14 protein-coding genes, 1 rRNA gene and 1 riboswitch are annotated in these 18,528 nt (G+C 71.9%); of the genes, 2 read left to right on the top strand and 13 right to left on the bottom strand.

The window, feature by feature from the left end; all coding sequences use genetic code 11:
* Nucleotides 1–130: 130 nt before the first annotated feature.
* Nucleotides 131–3,031, bottom strand: coding sequence for an aminomethyl-transferring glycine dehydrogenase (gene gcvP, locus ACFQ6N_RS23645; RefSeq protein WP_380652327.1), 2,901 nt, complete (start codon nt 3,029–3,031; stop codon nt 131–133).
* Nucleotides 3,032–3,269: 238 nt separating this feature from the next.
* A riboswitch (glycine riboswitch) is annotated at nt 3,270–3,373 on the bottom strand.
* 152 nt (nt 3,374–3,525) lie between these two features.
* Between gcvP and ACFQ6N_RS23640 the strand changes: the two genes are divergently transcribed.
* Both ACFQ6N_RS23640 and ACFQ6N_RS23635 read left to right on the top strand, forming a co-directional pair.
* Nucleotides 3,526–4,731, top strand: coding sequence for a PRC and DUF2382 domain-containing protein (locus tag ACFQ6N_RS23640; protein WP_380652324.1), 1,206 nt, complete (start codon nt 3,526–3,528; stop codon nt 4,729–4,731).
* Nucleotides 4,732–4,895: 164 nt separating this feature from the next.
* On the top strand, nt 4,896–6,392 hold the full coding sequence (locus tag ACFQ6N_RS23635) for an MFS transporter (protein WP_380652321.1): 1,497 nt from the start codon (nt 4,896–4,898) through the stop codon (nt 6,390–6,392).
* A 143-nt stretch (nt 6,393–6,535) separates the two neighbouring features.
* Here ACFQ6N_RS23635 and ACFQ6N_RS23630 read toward each other — a convergent pair whose 3' ends face one another.
* From ACFQ6N_RS23630 to rrf, 12 genes are all read right to left on the bottom strand, one after another.
* Nucleotides 6,536–7,945 carry a DNA polymerase IV gene (locus ACFQ6N_RS23630; protein WP_380652318.1) on the bottom strand — a complete coding sequence of 470 codons (1,410 nt, stop codon included), beginning with the start codon at nt 7,943–7,945 and terminating at the stop codon, nt 6,536–6,538.
* Nucleotides 7,946–8,074: 129 nt separating this feature from the next.
* Nucleotides 8,075–8,797: a vancomycin high temperature exclusion protein gene (locus tag ACFQ6N_RS23625; protein ID WP_380652315.1), complete on the bottom strand. Its 723-nt coding sequence runs from the start codon at nt 8,795–8,797 to the stop codon at nt 8,075–8,077.
* A 93-nt stretch (nt 8,798–8,890) separates the two neighbouring features.
* Entirely contained in the window at nt 8,891–9,535 is a 645-nt protein-coding gene (locus ACFQ6N_RS23620) for a MerR family transcriptional regulator (protein ID WP_380652313.1), read from the bottom strand.
* A 223-nt stretch (nt 9,536–9,758) separates the two neighbouring features.
* Complete coding sequence (locus tag ACFQ6N_RS23615; protein WP_030303568.1) at nt 9,759–10,235, bottom strand: bifunctional nuclease family protein; 477 nt, start codon at nt 10,233–10,235, stop codon at nt 9,759–9,761.
* Between the two features lie 97 nt (nt 10,236–10,332).
* On the bottom strand, nt 10,333–11,028 hold the full coding sequence (locus ACFQ6N_RS23610) for a MerR family transcriptional regulator (RefSeq protein ID WP_380652492.1): 696 nt from the start codon (nt 11,026–11,028) through the stop codon (nt 10,333–10,335).
* A 179-nt stretch (nt 11,029–11,207) separates the two neighbouring features.
* A complete protein-coding gene (locus ACFQ6N_RS23605) occupies nt 11,208–12,089 on the bottom strand; it encodes an FHA domain-containing protein (RefSeq protein WP_380652311.1) in 882 nt (293 codons plus the stop codon).
* Between the two features lie 226 nt (nt 12,090–12,315).
* Nucleotides 12,316–13,224, bottom strand: coding sequence for a DUF881 domain-containing protein (locus tag ACFQ6N_RS23600; protein ID WP_380652489.1), 909 nt, complete (start codon nt 13,222–13,224; stop codon nt 12,316–12,318).
* 280 nt (nt 13,225–13,504) lie between these two features.
* Entirely contained in the window at nt 13,505–13,837 is a 333-nt protein-coding gene (locus ACFQ6N_RS23595) for a small basic family protein (RefSeq protein WP_030062488.1), read from the bottom strand.
* Complete coding sequence (locus tag ACFQ6N_RS23590; RefSeq protein ID WP_380652308.1) at nt 13,834–14,919, bottom strand: DUF881 domain-containing protein; 1,086 nt, start codon at nt 14,917–14,919, stop codon at nt 13,834–13,836. Before ACFQ6N_RS23590 ends, ACFQ6N_RS23595 begins: the two co-directional genes overlap by 4 nt.
* A gap of 178 nt (nt 14,920–15,097) precedes the next feature.
* Nucleotides 15,098–17,593, bottom strand: coding sequence for a sugar phosphate nucleotidyltransferase (locus tag ACFQ6N_RS23585; protein WP_380652305.1), 2,496 nt, complete (start codon nt 17,591–17,593; stop codon nt 15,098–15,100).
* A gap of 124 nt (nt 17,594–17,717) precedes the next feature.
* Nucleotides 17,718–18,338 (bottom strand): CDP-alcohol phosphatidyltransferase family protein, encoded by a 621-nt coding sequence (locus ACFQ6N_RS23580; protein ID WP_380652302.1) that lies wholly within the window; start codon nt 18,336–18,338, stop codon nt 17,718–17,720.
* A 98-nt stretch (nt 18,339–18,436) separates the two neighbouring features.
* Nucleotides 18,437–18,528: ribosomal RNA gene (gene rrf / locus ACFQ6N_RS23575) — 5S ribosomal RNA — on the bottom strand; the annotation flags it as partial.

The following is an 18,528-nucleotide window of genomic DNA, read 5'->3' as shown; positions in this document are numbered from 1 at the left end:
TACGGCGGGGGCAGCCGCCGAACCGACGCACGAGAACGGGCAGGGCCCCGGCGGAAGTCTCCGCCGGGGCCCTGCCGTCCGTCCGCGCCGCGCGGCGATCCTTCCGGACGCCGCGCGCTGCCGGGATCCGTCAGACGCCGTACTCGTCCAGCGGCGGGCAGGAGCAGACCAGGTTGCGGTCGCCGTACGCACCGTCGATCCGGCTCACCGGCGGCCAGTACTTGTCCGCCGGGTTGACGCCCGCCGGGAAGACGGCGTCCTGCCGCGAGTAGCCGTGCGCCCAGTCGCCGGCCAGCTCGGCGGCGGTGTGCGGGGCGTTGCGCAGCGGGTTGTCGTCGGCCGCCCACTCGCCCGAGCCGACCTTGTCGATCTCGGCGCGGATCTCGATCATCGCGTCGCAGAACCGGTCGATCTCGTGCAGGTCCTCGGACTCGGTCGGCTCGATCATCAGCGTGCCGGCCACCGGGAAGGACATCGTCGGCGCGTGGAAGCCGTAGTCGATCAGGCGCTTGGCGATGTCGTCCACCGTCACGCCCGTCTCCTTGGTCAGCGGGCGCAGGTCGATGATGCACTCGTGCGCGACCAGCCCGCCCGGACCGGTGTAGAGCACCGGGAAGTGGGGGGCCAGGCGCTTGGCGATGTAGTTGGCGTTCAGCACCGCGACCTGGGTCGCGTGCTTGAGGCCCTCGCCGCCCATCAGCCGGACGTACGCCCAGGAGATCGGCAGGATCGCCGCCGAGCCCCACGGCGCGGCCGAGATCGGGCCGACGCCGGTGGCCGGGCCGGCCTCCTCCTGCAGCGGGTGGTTCGGCAGGTACGGCGCCAGGTGGGCGCGCACCGCGACCGGGCCGACGCCCGGGCCGCCACCGCCGTGCGGGATGCAGAAGGTCTTGTGCAGGTTCAGGTGCGAGACGTCCGCGCCGAACTTGCCCGGCTTGGCCAGGCCGACAAGGGCGTTCAGGTTGGCGCCGTCGACGTACACCTGGCCGCCGGCCTCGTGCACCAGGGCGCAGATCTCGGTGATCTGGGTCTCGTACACGCCGTGGGTGGACGGGTAGGTGACCATCAGCACCGACAGGTTGTCGCGGTGCTGCTCGATCTTGGCCTTCAGGTCCTCGACGTCCACGTCGCCGTCGACCAGGGTCTTCACCACGACCACGCGCATGCCGGCCATCACCGCGGAGGCGGCGTTGGTGCCGTGCGCGGAGGACGGGATCAGGCAGACGTCGCGCTGGGTGTCGCCGTTGCCGTGGTGGTAGGCGCGGACGGCCAGCAGGCCGGCCAGCTCGCCCTGCGAACCGGCGTTCGGCTGGATCGAGACGGCGTCGTAGCCGGTCACCTCGACCAGCTGCTGCTCCAGCTGGCGGATCAGGGTCAGGTAGCCCTGGGCCTGCTCGATCGGCGCGAAGGGGTGCAGCTGGCCGAACTCCGGCCAGGTCACCGCCTCCATCTCGGTGGTCGCGTTGAGCTTCATGGTGCAGGAGCCCAGCGGGATCATGCCGCGGTCCAGCGCGTAGTCCCGGTCCGACAGGCGGCGCAGGTAGCGCAGCATGGCGGTCTCCGAGCGGTGGCTGTGGAAGACGGGGTGGGTCAGGTACTCGTCCTCGCGCAGCAGCGCGCCCGGCAGCGCCTCGGCGCCCTCGGCGGCCTCGACCGCCGGCACGCCGAACGCGGCCCAGACACCGGCCAGGTGCTCGCGGGTGGTGGTCTCGTCGGTGGAGACGGAGATCCGGTCCGCGCCGTCCTGGTACAGGTTGATGCCGTTCGCGCGGGCGGCGGCGGCGATCTCGGCCGCGCGGCCCGGGACGACGGCGGTGACGGTGTCGAAGAACTCGCCGTGCAGCAGCTCGACGCCGCCGGCCCGCAGGCCCTCGGCCAGGGCGGCGGCGTAGCGGTGGGTGCGGCGGGCGATGTCGGCGAGGCCGTCCGGGCCGTGGTAGACCGCGTACATCGAGGCCATGACGGCGAGCAGCACCTGGGCGGTGCAGATGTTGCTGGTGGCCTTCTCGCGGCGGATGTGCTGCTCGCGGGTCTGCAGCGCCAGGCGGTAGGCGCGGTTGCCGTCGGAGTCGACGGAGACGCCGACCAGGCGGCCGGGCAGCGAGCGGGCGTACTCGGCGCGCACCGAGAGGTAGCCGGCGTGCGGGCCGCCGAAGCCCATCGGGACACCGAAGCGCTGCGAGGTACCGCAGGCGATGTCGGCGCCCAGCGAGCCCGGGGACTTGAGCAGGGTCAGCGCCAGCAGGTCGGCGGCGACGGCGACGATCGCGCCCAGGCCGTGCGCCTGCTCGATCACCGGGGCGAGGTCGCGGACCACGCCGGTGGCGCCCGGGTACTGCACCAGCAGGCCGAAGACGCCGCGCTCGGCGATCTCGGCCGGGATGCCCTCGGACAGGTCGGCGACGACGACCTCGACACCGGTCGGCACGGCCCGGGTGTTGATCACGGCGATGGTCTGCGGCAGGGTCTCGGCGTCGACCAGGAAGACACCGCCCTTGACCTTGGTGACGCGGCGGGCCAGGGCCATCGCCTCGGCGGCCGCGGTGCCCTCGTCCAGCAGCGAGGAGCCGGTGGTCGACAGACCGGTCAGGTCGGAGACCATGGTCTGGAAGTTGAGCAGCGCCTCCAGGCGGCCCTGCGAGATCTCCGGCTGGTACGGGGTGTACGCGGTGTACCAGGCCGGGTTCTCCATGACGTTGCGCAGGATCACCGGCGGCGTGAAGGTGCCGTAGTAGCCCAGGCCGATCATCGGCTGGAGCACCTGGTTGCGGCCGGCCAGCTCGCGCAGCTCGGCGAGGACCTGGGCCTCGCTCCGACCGGCGGGCAGGTCCAGGCCGGTGATGGAGCGGATCGCCTCGGGCACGGCGGTGGCGGAGAGCTCGTCCAGCGAGGCGTAGCCGACGGACGCCAGCATCTTCTCCTGCGCGGCGGCGTCGGGGCCGATGTGGCGGTTCTCGAAGGGACTGGCCAGCTCAAGCTCGGTGAGGGTCGAGGCGCCGGTGGGGCGTCCCGCGTTCGGCTGGGCGTTCATGGTGGTCGAGGCCTCCTGGTCACGGACCGGCTGGGGTGCGCACGCCGACCGGCCATCCCCGCTGCGGACAGCGGCTCGACCACGACGAACGGACCCGACAGGCCTCCCCCTCTGTCATCGGGACCTGAGAGCTTCACCCGCACGGCGCGCTGTGGGCGCTCCGTCGGCTTGCACCGTCGGTGAGGGTGGTGGTGGCCGGCTCCCGCGCCGACACTCCTGCCCTGCTTTCCAGAGTGACCTACCCCACACGGTACGGATGCCTGAGAGATTCCGGGGAGGAGTTGCTCCTTCGGCGCTCCGACCAGCGCTTTTCGCGATCGGAGACTCTCCCGAGCGGGCTCTGCGGTCGCCGCCCAGGGTACCAGCGGGAGGCCCCCCGATCACGGGTGCTTCAGGTCACCCCGGATCTACGCGCGTCCCCCGGACGGCCCAGCAAGCACCCCGTCCGGCGCACCCCCGGTCGCGCCCGCCCGATTCATGGCATTTGGTGTGAAGTGGCCGAGGGCACGGGTGATCCGGCCGCCTTCCTGCGGGAGTTCCGCAAGCGCAGCGCACTGGAGGAAAGAGTGCAGACCGACATCGACCCCCGGGACCTCATCGGCCACAAGGCGGTCGACCGCAACGGCGACAAGATCGGCACGGTCGACGAGGTGTACCTGGACGACGCGACGGGCCGGCCCGAGTGGGCCGCCGTCCGCACCGGCATCTTCGGCCGGGACGCCTTCGTCCCGCTCACCACGAGCGAGTTCTCCGGCGACGAGCTCCGGGTGCCGTACGACAAGTCGCTGGTCAAGGAGTCGCCGGACTTCGGCGTGGGCCAGCACCTGTCCCCCGCCCAGGAGCTCCAGCTCTACCGCTACTACGGCCTCGACACCCCGGTGGACGGCCACCCGGCCGACCGGAACGGCAAACGGGCCGAGCCCGACCTCGACTTCGGCACCACGTCGGCCGTCACCGCGGCCGCCCCGGCCGCGGCGGCCGCCGTCAAGCCGCTCGCCTTCCACTCCTCGGAGCCGGGCCCGGCCGCCACCTCCACCACCACCACCGACCACGCCCCGGAGGCCGATGTGCGCACCCTCTCCACCGCCGCGCCGGTCGTCACGCCCCCGGCACCCGTGGCCTCGACAGCCGCCCCGGCCCCGAGCCCGGTGGTGGAACCGAAGCCCCGGCCCACCGCGGCGTCGACCGCCGCCGCCCCCGCCGCCGGCACGCCCCGGACCGCCCCGAGCGGCCCGGTCGAGATCACCTGCCGCGAGGAGCGGCTGGACGTCACCACCGAGTGGCACACGGTGGGCACCGCCAAGCTCCGCAAGTACGTGACGACCGAACAGGTCGAGCGCCGCGTCCCGGTGGTCCGCGAGCGCGTCCGGGTCGAGCGGATCCCGGTCGGTGAGGCCGAGCGGGCCGCGCTGACCGAGCGGGACATCGCCGAGGCTGTCGAAGAGGTCACCCTCCGTGAGGAACGCGCGGTGGTCCGCAAGTACCTCGCCCCGGTCGAGCGCGTCCGCCTCGTCGTCGAGCGCTACACCGAGGAGGAGGTGATCCGCGAGGAACTCCGCCGCGAGCAGGTCGAGATCCACGACGGCACCCCGCCCGCGGCCACCGCCACCCCGCCGCACTCGGCCGCCCCGGCCCCGCACGCGACCGCCGCACCGGCGCCGGACACCGCCCGTACGGCCGCCCTGCGCCCCCTCGTCTGACCCGACCACCGTACAGACCCGACCCCAGCACACGAGAGGACCCCGGCCGTCACGGCCGGGGTCCTCCGCCTTTGCCAAAGCTTAACCGCTCGATATTTGACACTCTGAAGTATCTCCCTGCATGGTTACTTCAGTTCATTCACTATGTACGGGAGGAAGCAACCGTGAGTGAGGCACCACAGCCCACCACCGCGGCCGAGAAGCAGAGCAGCGCCCGGGTCCTGCCGGCCCTCATCCTGGCGATGCTGTCGTTCAGCGTGGTGCAGACCGCGGTCGTCCCGATCCTGCCCTCGCTGGCCAAGGAACTGAGCGTCTCGGCCTCCAGCGTCACCTGGCTGATGACCGCCAACCTGCTCTCCGCAGCCGTGCTGACTCCCCTCCTGGGCCGCTTCGGCGACCTCCGGGGCCGCAAGCCGATGCTGCTGATCTCGCTGGCGGGCCTCGTCGCCGGTTCCGCGCTGGCGGTCAGCACCCACTCCTTCACCTGGCTGGTCGTCGCCCGCGTCCTCCAGGGCGCCGGCGGTGGCGTGATGCCGCTGGCGATCAGCATCGTCCGCGACGAGCTGCCCAAGCAGAAGGTGACCGGCGGCGTCGCCGCCATCAGCGCCTCGATGGGCGTCGGCTCCGGGCTCGGCCTGGTCGCCACCGGTCTCCTGCTGGAGCACTGGAACTACAAGTCGATCTTCTGGATGGGCCTGGTCTTCGGCCTGATCGCGATCGCGCTCGTCGCCGTCCGCGTCCCGTCCGACCCGGTCACCGACAAGGAGGGCGGCGCCGACCCGCTCGGCGCGATCACCCTGGCCGGCTGGCTCTCCGCCCTGCTGGTCGCGGTCAGCCAGGGCAACCACTGGGGCTGGACCTCCACCAAGACCCTCGGCCTGTTCGCGGTCGCGGCCGTCGTCGCCCTGGTCTGGGGCGTCATCGAGACCAAGGTCGCGCACCCCCTGGTGGACATGAAGATGATGTCCCGCCCGGCCGTGGCCTTCACCAACACGGCCGGCCTGCTCATCGGCTTCGGCATGTACGGCTCCTTCATGGTCATCAGCAACTTCGCCCAGACCCCGGAGAAGCTGACCCACTACGGCTTCACCGCCACCGTCCTGCACGCCGGCATCCTGCTGCTGCCGTCCGCGATCGGCTCGATGGTCGCCGCCCCGGTCGGCGCCCTGCTGATCGCCCGTCGCGGCCCGCGCCTTCCGCTGGTCCTCGGTGGCGTCCTCGGCGCCGTCGCGATGGCCTACCTGGCCCTGCGGCACGGCCACGAGGGTGACCTCTACACCTCGTCGGCGATCTTCGGCCTCGGCGTCGGCCTCGCGTTCGCCGCGATGCCGGCCTACATCAACGGCGCCGTCCCGGTCGAGCAGAGCGGCATCGCCAACGGCATGAACTCCGTGCTGCGCACGGTCGGTGGCGCCATCGGCACCGCCGTCATGGCCGCCATCCTGACCGGCGACACCATGAAGCTGCCGCCGCAGATCCCGCTCACCCTGCCCACCCTGGACGCCTACAAGCACGCGTTCTGGACCGCGGCCGTCGTCTGCCTCGTCGCCGGCGTCGTCCCGTTCCTGATCCGCACCGCCAAGCCGGCCGCCGTCTCGACCGTCATCGGCGGCTCGGCCCGGCAGGACTCCAGCGACAAGCTGGTCAAGACCGACGCCTGACAGGGCGTCCGGCCCCCGCGCTCAGGGACAGGGCGCGGGGCCCCGGCCTCCGTACGTCGCGAGGGCATCACGAACGTACGGGGACCGGCACGGTGATACGGCCCCACCCGGTACTCCCCCACCGGGTGGGGCCGTTTCGTGTCTCACGGCCCCTCGCCCCCGGCCGCTCCCCCGTCGTCGCCCTCCCCCTCGGGCCGGCGCAGCGGCAGCGGCCGGGCCGGTTCGAGCGCCGGATCCTCCACCGCGAAGGTGCGCACCCGCCCCGGCCCGCTCCACGGCGTCTCGAACCGCACGGTGACCCGCCCGACCCCGCTGCCCTGCACCCAGCCGGGCCCCAACTCCGCGTGCCGGACGTCCTGTCCGGGCATCCAGCGGCGCACCACGACGGCCTCCGGCTCCTCCTCGGCCTCCGCGGCCTCGGCCACCGCCTCCGCGTGCTCCGCCGCCTCCTCCCGCAGGGCCTGGGCGAACAGGTCCTCCTGGGTGTAGTCGGCGAGTTGGGCGACACCGACACCGAGCAGCCGGACCCCACCGGTGATGTCGACCTGCTCGGCCAGCCGCCGGGCGGTCGCGGTGATCACCGCCTCGTCGTCCGTCGGCCCGCCGAGCGTCTCCGAGCGGGTCAGCGTCGAGAAGTCGAACCGGCGGACCTTGAGCACCACCGTCCGCCCCGAGCGCCCGGCCGCCCGCAGCCGCCGCACGCACCGCGCGGCCAGCGCCTCGACCTCGCGCAGCACCCGCTCCCGGTCGGCCAGGTCCACCTCGTAGGTGTCCTCCACCGAGACCGACTTGGCGTCCTGGTCGGCCACCACGGGCCGCTCGTCCACCCCCGTCGACATCTGGTGGACCCCGGCGCCGTGCGCCCGCCCGAGCAACTGGACCAGCTCCGCCTCCCCCGCCTCCGCGAGGTCGGCCACCGTCGCCAGCCCGGCCCGCCGCAGCACCTGCTCGGTGGCCGGCCCGATCCCGGGCAGCGCCCGCACCGGCATCGGCCCCAGCACGGCCCGCTCCTGCCCCGGCTCGATCAGCACCAGGCCGTCCGGCTTGGCCTGCTCGGACGCGACCTTGGCCATCAGCTTCGTCCCGGCCGCCCCCACCGAGCCGGTCAGCCCGGTCAGCCGCCGGATGTCCGCCCGCAGGTCCTCCGCCAGCGCGAGCACCAGCCGCTCGCCGGTCTCGTGGTCCGCCTCCAGCAGCACCGGGCCGTACGGACCGGCCTCCAGGTCCACGAAGGCCTCGTCCAGGCTGAGCGGCTGCACCAGCGGCGACAGCTCCCGCAGCAGGCCCATGACGATCTCGCTGACCTGCCGGTAGGCCTCGAAGCGGCCGGACAGGAACGCCGCGTTGGGGCAGAGCCGGCGCGCCTGCGCCATCGGCATCGCCGAGTGCACCCCGAACTTCCGCGCCTCGTACGAGGCCGTGGAGACCACCCCGCGCCCGCCGAGCCCGCCGACGATCACCGGCTTTCCGCGCAGGCTCGGCTTGGCCGCCTGCTCCACCGCCGCGAAGAAGGCGTCCATGTCGAGGTGGATGATGCTCGGCAGTGATCGCACCCGCCGATCATCGCGTACGGGTCCGACAGTGCGTGCGAACCCGGCCGGTGCCGGCGGCCGTCCCGCCGTCGCCCCCCGTCGGCCCCGGCCGACGCCCCGCCCGAAGCCCTGTGGCCGGGGCGGTGCCGGCTACTCCCCCGCGGCCTCCGCCAGCGCCTTCGGGATGCCGTCCTCCTTGGGCCCGAGGAACACCGGGTCCGGCCGCAGCCAGGCGTTGACCGCCGCCTTGCCCGCCCCGGCGACCTCCCGCAGCCCGCCGTACAGCCAGGTCGTGTCGTGCAGTTCCGGCACCCCGACCGCGTACGAGGAGATCCCCGCCGCCTCGCAGAGCGCCAACGCCCGCCGGACGTGGAAGTCCTGGCTGACCAGCACCGCGCGGTCCACCCCGAAGATCCGGTGCGCCCGGGTGCAGGAGTCCCAGGTGTCGAAGCCCGCGTAGTCCCGGACGACCCGGTCCGCCGGCACCCCGTGCCCGGTCAGGTACGTGAACATCGCGTCGGGCTCGTCGTACTCGACCCGCCCGTTGTCCCCGGTCACCAGGATCGCCCGCACCTTGCCCGTCCGGTACAGGTCGACCGCCGCGACCAGCCGGTGCTCCAGGTAGGGCGACGGCCTGCCCTCGTCCAGCCCGGCGCCGAAGACCACCGCGACCGGCGCGGACGGCGCGCTCTCCACGGTGCCGACCCGGTCCCCCGCTGAGAGCCACACCCAGGCGCTCGGCGCCAGCGCCAGCGCGCACAGCACCGTCCCGGCCTGGAACACCCTGCGCTGCGTCCTCCGCTGCCGCAGCCGCGTCCGCAGCAGTCCGGCCCTGCGCCGCAGCAGCCCGGCTATCCCGGTGCCGACCCCCATGTGCCCTCCCTCGATCGTTTCGCCAGGCAACACGACGGGGCCGCGGCCCCGAACGGTTCCCCGTCCGGGCCCGCGGCCCCGTCGAAAGCCTGCTCAGACCGCCCGGTTGCGCCGCTGGGCCAGTTCGTCGGCCGGGTCCTGCCCGACCAGCGTCTCGCCGGTGTCGGTGCGCTCCGCGTGCAGCCGCCCGAGGGTGAGCTCCAGCTCCCGCCAGACCGCTCCCACCGCGATGCCGAAGACCCCCTGACCGCCCTTCAGCAGATCCACCACCTGCTGCGGGGTGGTGCACTCGTACACCGTCGCGCCGTCGCACATCAGCGTCATCCCGGCCAGGCCGGCCTGGTCGGCGGCCTGGAGGTGGGCGACGGCCACGCGGATGTTCTGCAGCGAGACGCCGGCGTCGAGCAGCCGCTTCACGATCTTCAGCAGCAGGACGTCGCGGAAGCTGTAGAGCCGCTGGCTGGTCGCCGGGTACGCCGTCCGGACGCTGGGCTCCAGCAGCCCGGTGCGGGCCCAGTAGTCCAACTGGCGGTAGGTGATCCCGGCCGCCGCGCAGGCCGTCGGGCCGCGGAAACCGATCAGTTCGGATGTCGGGGCCAGCCGCTCGATGGCCGGCTGGCCCGGTTGCACGGCCGGGAACCTGCCCACCCGGGACAGGTCCGTGACGGTGCGAGCGGTGCGCGGTACGTGCACGGCGCACAGGCCTCCCACTGCCGCGTCATCGCCGGTGCTGCTCATGCCTGCCTCCGTCCACTTGTGCTGCGGGCATCCCGACTGCGGGCATCGGCCACCCGGACAGCCACTCCTGACGGTAGGCAGTCCCCTATGACCCGTCAACGATCGCCACGCCGGGCCGGGCAAACCACTTCACTCAGGAGAGTGGTTTTTCGTGCCCCTAGTGTGGGTAGGTCGACGGTTTTTGGCAAAACGGCAGACCGAACAGTCGAGCAACCGGTCCCCGCTACTGCGGGCCGCTGCCCCCGAAGTCCTCGGGCGACACCTGGTCGAGGAACTCGCGGAACTTCTCGACCTCGTCCTCCTGCTCGTCCGGGATCGCGATGCCCGCCTCGGCGAGCACCTCCTCGCTCCCGTAGATCGGCGTCCCGGTCCGCAGCGCCAGCGCTATCGCGTCGGACGGCCGGGCGCTCACCTCGACACCGCCGGCGAACACCAGCTCGGCGTAGAACACACCCTCCCGCAGGTCGGTGATCCGCACCTCGGTGAGCTGCTGCCCGAGCGCCTCCAGGACGTCCTTGAACAGGTCGTGCGTCAGCGGGCGCACCGGCGTCATGCCCTGCTGGGCGAAGGCGATCGCGGTCGCCTCGCCGGGGCCGATCCAGATCGGCAGGTAGCGGTCTCCCCCGACCTCCCGCAGCAGCACGATCGGCTGGTTGGAAGGCATCTCCACTCGGACACCCACGACGTCGAGCTCATTCACACACGCAACCCTATGGCTCCGATCCCGGATATGAAAGCGCAGGGCCGACGCCGCTGGTCAGCGCGCTGCCCCCGGCGCCTGGTAGCCGCCTCGGCGGCTACCCGCGGGTTCGCAGACCGGCCTGGACCATGGCCGCGTGCAGCCGTACGGACAGCGTCGCGAGCTCCCGCGCGGTGGCCTCCGCGTGCGCCCTGGTCTGCGGGTTCCGGTGCCGCCGCAACGGCGCCACCACCTGTTCCACCAGCGTGATCTCGCGGTCGGCCGCCGCCTTCATGGCTCTCAGGTGCCGCGGCTCCAGCCCGTACCGGCCGAGCTCCGCGACCAGCCGGGCCACCTGCAGCGCCTCGCCGTCGTACCCGCCGTCCGGCCCCGGTGCGACCAGCCCGTACGCCTCCCACTCGACCAGTTCCCGCTCCCCGGCCTCGGCCGCGGCCAGCAACTCGGCGCGACCCAGCCTGACCCCGGACGACACCTCGGCGGAGGCCACCAGCTCCCGGTCCGCCTCCTCCATCGGCCCGGGCCGGGTGTCGGCCGCGGAGGGCAGGGCGGGCGGGGCCTCGCCGCGCTCGATGGCGTCCAGGTGCTCACGGATCACCCGCAGCGGCAGGTAGTGGTCACGCTGCATCCGCAGGACGTAGGCCAGCCGCTCGACGTCGGCGGGGCTGAACTTGCGGTACCCGGAGGGCGTGCGCTGCGGCTCGACCAGCCCCTCCGCCTCCAGGAAGCGGATCTTGGAGATGGTCACCTCGGGGAAGTCGTCGCGCAGGAAGGCCAGCACCGCACCAATGCTCAGCAGTTCGTCACCGCCGCGCCGGCGCCCGACGGCCCGCTCGGCGCGGACCGGCTGCCTGGGGCCCGCGACCACCCCGCGCCCGCCGCGGTCCGCAGACGGACCGGACGGGGATGGGGTGGTCGCCCCGAGAGAAGAGGAAGGGGTATTCGTATTCACTCGGGCTCCTGCCGACGTTGGTTTCAGTACCCCCGGTTGTGGCCGGCGAAGAACACCAGCCGGTACTTCCCGATCTGGACCTCGTCGCCGTTGTTCAGCGACACCTCGTCGATCCGCTCCCGGTTCACGTAGGTGCCGTTGAGGCTGCCCACGTCCGCGACGCTGAAGCCGACCGGGGTGCGACGGAACTCCACGTGCCGGCGCGAGACCGTGACGTCGTCCAGGAAGATGTCGCCCTGCGGGTGACGCCCCGCCGTGGTGACGTCCGAGTCCAGCAGGAAGCGGCTGCCCGAGTTCGGACCGCGCTGCACGATCAGCAGGGCCGAGCCCGGCGGCAGGGCGTCGATCGCCGACAGCACCTCGGCCGACAGGGCCGGCGTGGCACCGGTACCGGTCGTCGTAGTGGGGTCGTACGACTCCAGGCCGGAGATGGAGATGGTCGACGTGGTCTCCGCCGCCCCCTCCGGCAGCAGGCCGCCGCGCAGCGCCGTACCGCAGTTGGAACAGAACCGGGCCGCGGCCGGGTTCCGGTTGCCGCACCTGGGGCACGGAGAGGGGCCAGCCATGTTCACAGCCTCCTGGCGCGGCACACCCGACGGGTTGTGCCCGGCGTACGGGTCCGGAGCAAACCCTCCACCAGAGGTTGAGGGTGCTGACGGGAAACCTATGCGCGGGTCGCCGGAGGGGTCAACCGACGCGCCGTAGCCCGCCGGATTCCCCGCGTACTGGGCGGCGCCGCCGTCGCGGTACGCCTGCTGTCCCGCGTACGGCGCCGCCTCGGGGGCGGGTCGCATGCCCGGCACGGCGGGCTCGTCCTCTGGCCGGCGGTGGCGCGCGGTCGGCGCCTCGACGGCGGCCGCGTCGCGGCCCTTGTTGCGACCGAACAACTTCGAGAAGAAACTCACGGGCGAATCCCCTTGCGTGTGACAGACCCGCCCGCGGGGCAGGGTGAGAACCTCGGACAGGCCGCGAGCCCGGTTGCGGCTCGGGCCCGCTGGAGTGGTACTCCGACGGTTGGTGCGGCGGTTGTTGCTGCGGAGCGTACTGGTCCGAACCAGTCTCGCCCACGTGACGGCGGCGCCCCGCACCGGGTGCCGCCCGCCCGTGACGGGCCGTTCGTCGAGCGCCGCGTCACTTCGAAGCCGGCTTGGCGTACTGCGGCGTCTTCGGATCCACGAGCGCGTCCACGACGACCTTCTGCTGCTGGGTGATCGTCGCCCGCGCCTGGTGGCTCTCCAGCGTGCGGACGACACCACCCGGGATGTTCAGCGCGGGCGTCAGGTCCTGCGGGTTCCCCACGACGGTGAACCGATAGGGCTGCGAGGCCTTCTTCCCGTCGATCTGCACCCCACCGCCCGGGAGGTCGGTGAAGTAGGTGTTGACCACCACGCGCACATCGTTGATCTGAATCGCCTCCGCCCCCGCCGCTCGAAGTTCCTGCAGGGTGTCCAGCAGCATATCTGCCTTCACCTGCCCTTGGGGATCATCGACCGTGAGTACGATGCCCGGACCAGTGGCTTTGACCGTACCGGCCAGCACGCCCAGCTCGGTCACCTTCTTCCTGGTCTGCTCCTGGGCCTCCTTGGCCTGGTTGGAGCTGTTCTCCAACTTCGCCAGGGACTGCTCCAGCTCGGCCTTCTCCTGCTGGAGACGCTGCTGACGGCTGTCCAGTTCGTCGAGGATCCGGACCAGGTCCTCCTGGCGGGCCCCGCGCAGCTGGCTGTGGTGGTCGTTGGTCGACCGCACCTGGATCGCCAGTGCCAGGCCGAGCGAGAACAGCAGCAGTGCCACCACCAGCTGCCCGCGCGACAGTCGCGGGGGCCACAGCGCGGCTTGCAGGCGCTGCCGCCCGGCGTTCCGGTCCGCCGCGGGCGGCGGCTCGACGGCCTCCCCCTCGGCAGGGCCCGGCCCGGGCTCGGGCCCGGGCTCGGGCTCAGGCTCGGGAACGGCCTCAGGCTCAGGTTCAGGTTCAGCGTCAGGCTCGGGAACGGGCTCGGCCCGAGGACCCGGCACCGGCTCCGGCCGGACCGGCTTCAGCAGCCGCAGCGTCGGCTCCGGCGGCGAATCGACCTCGACCTCAGCCTCGACCTCGGCCTCGGCGTCGGACTCCGCCCCGGCCGCGGCCCGCGTCGCGTCCTCGGCAGGCTCCGGCGGCTCCACGGCCGCCCCGTCGGCGTCCGCCGCCCCGTCCGGACCGGCCTCGCCGTCCGGCTCCGGCACGGGCGCCTCGACCGGCTTCCCGGCGGTCTCCCCGACGGTCGTCTGGGCAGCCGGCTCCCGCTCCTTCTCCCGCTTCTCCTCCGCCTGCTCGCGGCCCGGCTCAGGCACGGAAGACATGACGCCGGATCGCGGCCGCGTTGGAGAAGATGCGGATGCCGAGGACGACGACCACACCCGTGGACAGCTGCGAGCCGACGCCCAGCTGGTCGCCCAGGAAGACGATCAGGGCGGCGACGACCACGTTCGACAGGAACGAGACGATGAACACCTTGTCGTTGAAGATCCCGTCGAGCATCGCCCGGACGCCGCCGAACACCGCGTCCAGCGCCGCGACCACCGCGATCGGCAGGTAGGGAACGACGGCGTCCGGCACCTCGGGTTGGACGAAGAGGCCGACGACCACCCCGATCACAAGACCCAGTACGGCAATCACGGTCTGGCTGCTCCTGTCCCTGTCGTGGTCTTGGCGGCTCCGGTCGACGGCCGCCGCTTGGGGGTCGGGCCACCGCCGGGCGCGGATGGTGAAGCTGAGGCCGATGGTGAGACGGACGCGTTCGGGCTCTCCGGGGTTCCGGCGCCGGGCGAGGACGTTCCACCCGGTGCCGGCACGGACGAGGGAGTCACCGTCGCCGAGGGCTCCGGCGTGACCGGCAGCGCGGTCCGCAGCGTCACCCCCACCGCCGCCGGCAGCGTCAGGCTCTTCTGCGTGGAGAGCGTCGACTTGATGCCGTACTTCTCTTGGAGCAGCCGCAGGTACTGCCCGGCCATGTCGTTCTCGAAGGCGGTGAGGAGCTTCGGCCCGTCCCCGATCGCCTGGATCGTGTAGGGCGGCACCAGCGGCCGGTTGTCCACCAGCACCGCCTCGCCCGCGGCCCGGATCGCGGACAGCGCGGTCATCCGCTGGCCGTTGATCGACACCGCCTCGGCCCCGGATCCCCAGAGGCCGTTCACCACCAGTTGCAGGTCGCGGTCACGCAGCCGGCCGCTGTTGGAGAAGCCCTGCCCAGCCCGGGGGTCGACGTTGCCGCCCAGACCCGTTCCTGCCGCGTCCTCCAGGACCAGCTTCACGCCCGGCCCGGCCACCTCGCCCAGGCCGACGCTGCCGGCCAGTCCGCCCTGGCCCGCGTCCCCCGAGGCGAGCGCCTGCTGCTGCGTGCTGTCGACCTTGCGCCTCAGCTCCTGGACCTGCTTCTGCAGCTGGTCGGCCGAGGTGTTGCTGTCGTTGATCCGGTGGATCAGCGCGTCCCGCTCCTTGGCCAGCGTCGGCTCGGCCTTGTGCGCGTTCACCGCGCCCACCGTCACCACCGCTCCGACCAGCGCGAGCCCGGCGCCCAGCGTGAGCAGCCCCTGGAGCGTTCCGGGTATCCGGCTGTCGCGCGCCCCGCCCCTGGCCGCGGCCGCCTCGGCGTAGCCCTCGTCCAGACTGTGGTCCATCACACCGGTCAGCAGGGACATCGAGGCGTCCGGGCGGTTGTACCGCCCGTTCGGGGCACTCGGCGTCGGCGTCGCTGGCATGGAGACCATCGTCCCATGACGGCGAGGGGGCCCGCGCACGCCCCCTGAGCTGCACACACGCTGCACACATGCCGGAAGTGACGGACCATTCCGAATGATGCGAAAACGGACAGCGGGGCGCACGGACCGTGCCGTGCGCCCCGCCGATCGGGGCCGTTGCGTCCTCAGCTCCCGGCCGTCACCGTCCGGCGCCCTCGACCACCGCCGCCCACTCGTCCAGCAGCGCCTCGGTGGCCTCGTCGTCCGGGCCCTCCGCCCACAGGTGCGTGGTCGCCTCGGCCGGGTCCGGCAGTACGAGCGTCCAGCGCCCGTCGGCCTCGACCACCCGGACACCGTCGGTGGTGTCCAGCCGTCGGCTGCCGGCCGCCTCCACCACCGAGCGCATCACCATGCCCTTGGCCGCCCACGGCGTCGCGATGTCCCGCCGCCGGATGTGCGCCTGCGGGATCCGGGCGTCGATCTGGCTCAGCGTGAGCTGGGTCCGCGTCACCAGGCCGACCAGCCGGACGAAGGCCGCGGCCCCGTCCAGCACCCCGCTGAACTCGGGCACCACGAACCCGCCGCGCCCGTCCCCGCCGAACACCGTGCCCTCGGCGGACGCGGCCTTCGCGAGGTCGTCCGGTGTCGTCGTGGTCCAGATGACCTGGGTGCCGTGGTACGCGGCGACCTGCTCGGCGATCCGGGTCGTGGTCACCGGCAGGGCCACCTGCCCGCTGCGCCGCTCGGCCGCGACCAGGTCCAGCAGCACCAGCAGCGCCCGGTCGTCGTCGATCACCCGGCCCAGCTCGTCCACGAACGCGACGCGCTCGCCGACCGGGTCGAAGCGGACGCCGAAGGCCGCCCGGGAGGAGGCGACCAGCTCGCCGAGCCTGGCCAGCCCGGCCCGCCGCGCCTCCGCGTCCTCGGTCGGACGCGCCTCGTCGAGCCCGCTGGAGACGGTGAGCGCCTCCACCCCGAGCCTGCCCAGGATGCTCGGCAGAACAAGCGCCGCACTCCCGTGCGCGGTGTCCACGACCACCTTCAGCCCGGCCTCCCGGACCCCCGTGGTGTCCACCGCCCGCAGCAGGTTGCCCGCGTAGGCGTCGAAGACGCTGGACGGGAAGGTCAGGTCCCCGATCTCGCCGGGGAAGGCCCGCCGGTACTCCTGGCGCGCGTAGACGCGGTCGAGCTTGCGCTGCCCGGCCTGCGAGAGGTCCGCGCCGCGCTCGTCGAAGAAGAGGATGTCCAGCGAGTCCGGCACCCCGGGCGTGGTCCTCAGGAAGATCCCGCCCGCGCTCCCCCGGGCGGTGTGCTGCCGGGCCACCGGCATCGGCACGTTCTCCAGGTCGCGGACGTCGATCGCGGAGGTCTGCAGCCCCGAGATCATCGCCCGTTTGAGCGCACGCGCACCACGGGAGTGGTCACGCGCAATGGTGACGGTGGCTCCCTTCTTGAGCGTCGTGGCGTAGGCGCCGGCCAGCCGGACGGCCAGCTCAGGGGTGATCTCGACGTTCAGGATCCCGGAGACGCCGCGCACCCCGAAGAGGTGCTCCTGACCGCGCGACTCCCAGATCACCGAGGTGTTGACGACGGCGCCGGCCTCGATGGTCTTGAACGGGTAGACCCGGACGTTGGCCCCGATGATCGACTCCTCGCCGATCAGGCACTCGTCCCCGATCACCGCGCCGTCCTCGATCCGCGCGGCCCGCATCACGTCGGTGTTCTTGCCGACCACGCAGCCGCGCAGATTGCACTGCGGCCCGATGTAGACGTTGTCGTGCACCACCGCCTTGTGCAGGAAGGCACCGCGCTTGACCACCACGTTGCTGCCCAGCACGGTGTGCTCGCGGATCTCGACGCCGGCCTCGACCTTGGCGTAGTCCCCGATGTACAGCGGGCCGCGGAGCACCGCCTCGGGGTCCACCTCGGCGCCCTCGGCGACCCACACGCCCGGCGAGATCTCGAAGCCGTCGATCTCGACGTCGACCTTGCCCTCCAGGACATCCGCCTGGGCCTTGCCGTAGCTCTCGTGGGTACCCACGTCCTCCCAGTAGCCCTCGGCCACGTAGCCGTAGACCCGCTTGCCCTCCTTCAGCAGCTGTGGGAACACGTCACTCGACCAGTCGACGGACTCACCCGCCGCGACGTAGTCGAAGACCTCGGGTTCCATGACGTAGATCCCGGTATTGACGGTGTCGGAGAAAACCTGCCCCCAGGTCGGTTTCTCCAGGAACCGCTCCACACGTCCGTCGTCGTCCGTGATCGTGATACCGAACTCCAGTGGGTTCGGCACCCTGGTGAGACAGACGGTGACCAGAGCGTTCTTACTGCGATGGAATTCGATCAATTCGGAGAGATCGAAGTCGGTCAGCGCGTCACCGGAGATCACCAGAAAGGAGTCGTCCTTGAGCGCGTCCTCGGCGTTCTTGACACTCCCCGCGGTGCCCAGTGGCGTCTCCTCATGGGCATACGTCAGATGCATGCCCAGGTCTTCGCCGTCTCCGAAGTAGTTCTTGACCAGCGACGCCAGGAACTGCACGGTGACGACGGTGTCGGAGAGGCCGTGCCGCTTCAGCAGCCGAAGCACGTGCTCCATGATCGGCCTATTGGCGACCGGAAGCAGCGGCTTCGGCATGCTGGAGGTCATCGGGCGGAGTCGAGTGCCCTCGCCCCCTGCCATTACTACGGCTTTCATTACGGGTGCGTCCTCCTTCGCGGTGGTGGACCAGCAGGTCCATCAAACCGTTCCAGAGGGTTCTCTACCCGGAAGGTATCGTCCGACGCACCGATGGAGCGTGGGGCTTCTCTCAGATCACGTCTCAGACTGCGGACGCCGGGCCGGCCTGGCTGCCCTTGACGATCCGGCGCGCCTGAACCGCGTAAAGAATGGCCGCCCACCAGTAGAGCGTGGTCCCCCACCAGATGAAGGCCCAGCTCACCACCTCGGCCGGCCGCGAGATCCAGCTGTCCACACTGCCGAGCAGCAGAAGCGGAAACGCGTACATCAGATTGAAGGTGGCGGCCTTGCCGAGGAAACTCACCTGCAAGGGCCCGTAGCCGTGCTTGTTCAGAATGGGCAGAAGCACGGCGATGAACGCCTCGCGGGCCAGCAGAATCGCCGTCAGCCACCACGGCAGGATCTCACGCCAGGTCAATCCGACCAGCGTGGACAGCACATAGAGCCGGTCGGCCAGCGGATCGAGCACCTGGCCCACCCGGCTGATCTGCCCCCACCGCCTGGCGAGCTTTCCGTCCAGGTAGTCGCTGATGCCGCTCAGCATCAGGATCAGCAGCGCCCAGCCGTCATTGTTGGGGCCGTCGAAGACCGGCCACAGAATGAGCCAGAGAAAAAACGGGACGCCGACCAGCCGACCCATGCTCAGCAGGTTGGGGATGGTGAGGACGCGATCGGTCTGGACCCGCGTCTCCTGGACCTCCACCCGGGGGCCTCCTGTCCGGTGCGATGACAATGCACATTGACCCTACAACAGAGAAGCCCCCGTCCGGTTCACCCGGCGGGGGCTTCTCTAGAAGAATTGTTCGGCGGCGTCCTACTCTCCCACAGGGTCCCCCCTGCAGTACCATCGGCGCTGTGAGGCTTAGCTTCCGGGTTCGGAATGTAACCGGGCG

This window comes from Kitasatospora sp. NPDC056446 (assembly GCF_042796115.1).
GTDB lineage: Bacteria > Actinomycetota > Actinomycetes > Streptomycetales > Streptomycetaceae > Kitasatospora.
The sequence above is the reverse complement of the archived record's forward strand: the minus strand, read 5'-3'. Positions and strand labels throughout refer to the sequence as shown.

What these genes read in the sequence shown, in the direction of transcription:
- gcvP (WP_380652327.1), bottom strand. Translation starts at nt 3,031, where the DNA reads ATGAACGCCCAGCCGAACGCGGGACGCCCCACCGGCGCCTCGACCCTC.
- ACFQ6N_RS23625 (WP_380652315.1), bottom strand. Translation starts at nt 8,797, where the DNA reads ATGGGGGTCGGCACCGGGATAGCCGGGCTGCTGCGGCGCAGGGCCGGA.
- ACFQ6N_RS23620 (WP_380652313.1), bottom strand. Translation starts at nt 9,535, where the DNA reads ATGAGCAGCACCGGCGATGACGCGGCAGTGGGAGGCCTGTGCGCCGTG.
- ACFQ6N_RS23590 (WP_380652308.1), bottom strand. Translation starts at nt 14,919, where the DNA reads ATGCCAGCGACGCCGACGCCGAGTGCCCCGAACGGGCGGTACAACCGC.
- ACFQ6N_RS23585 (WP_380652305.1), bottom strand. Translation starts at nt 17,593, where the DNA reads ATGAAAGCCGTAGTAATGGCAGGGGGCGAGGGCACTCGACTCCGCCCG.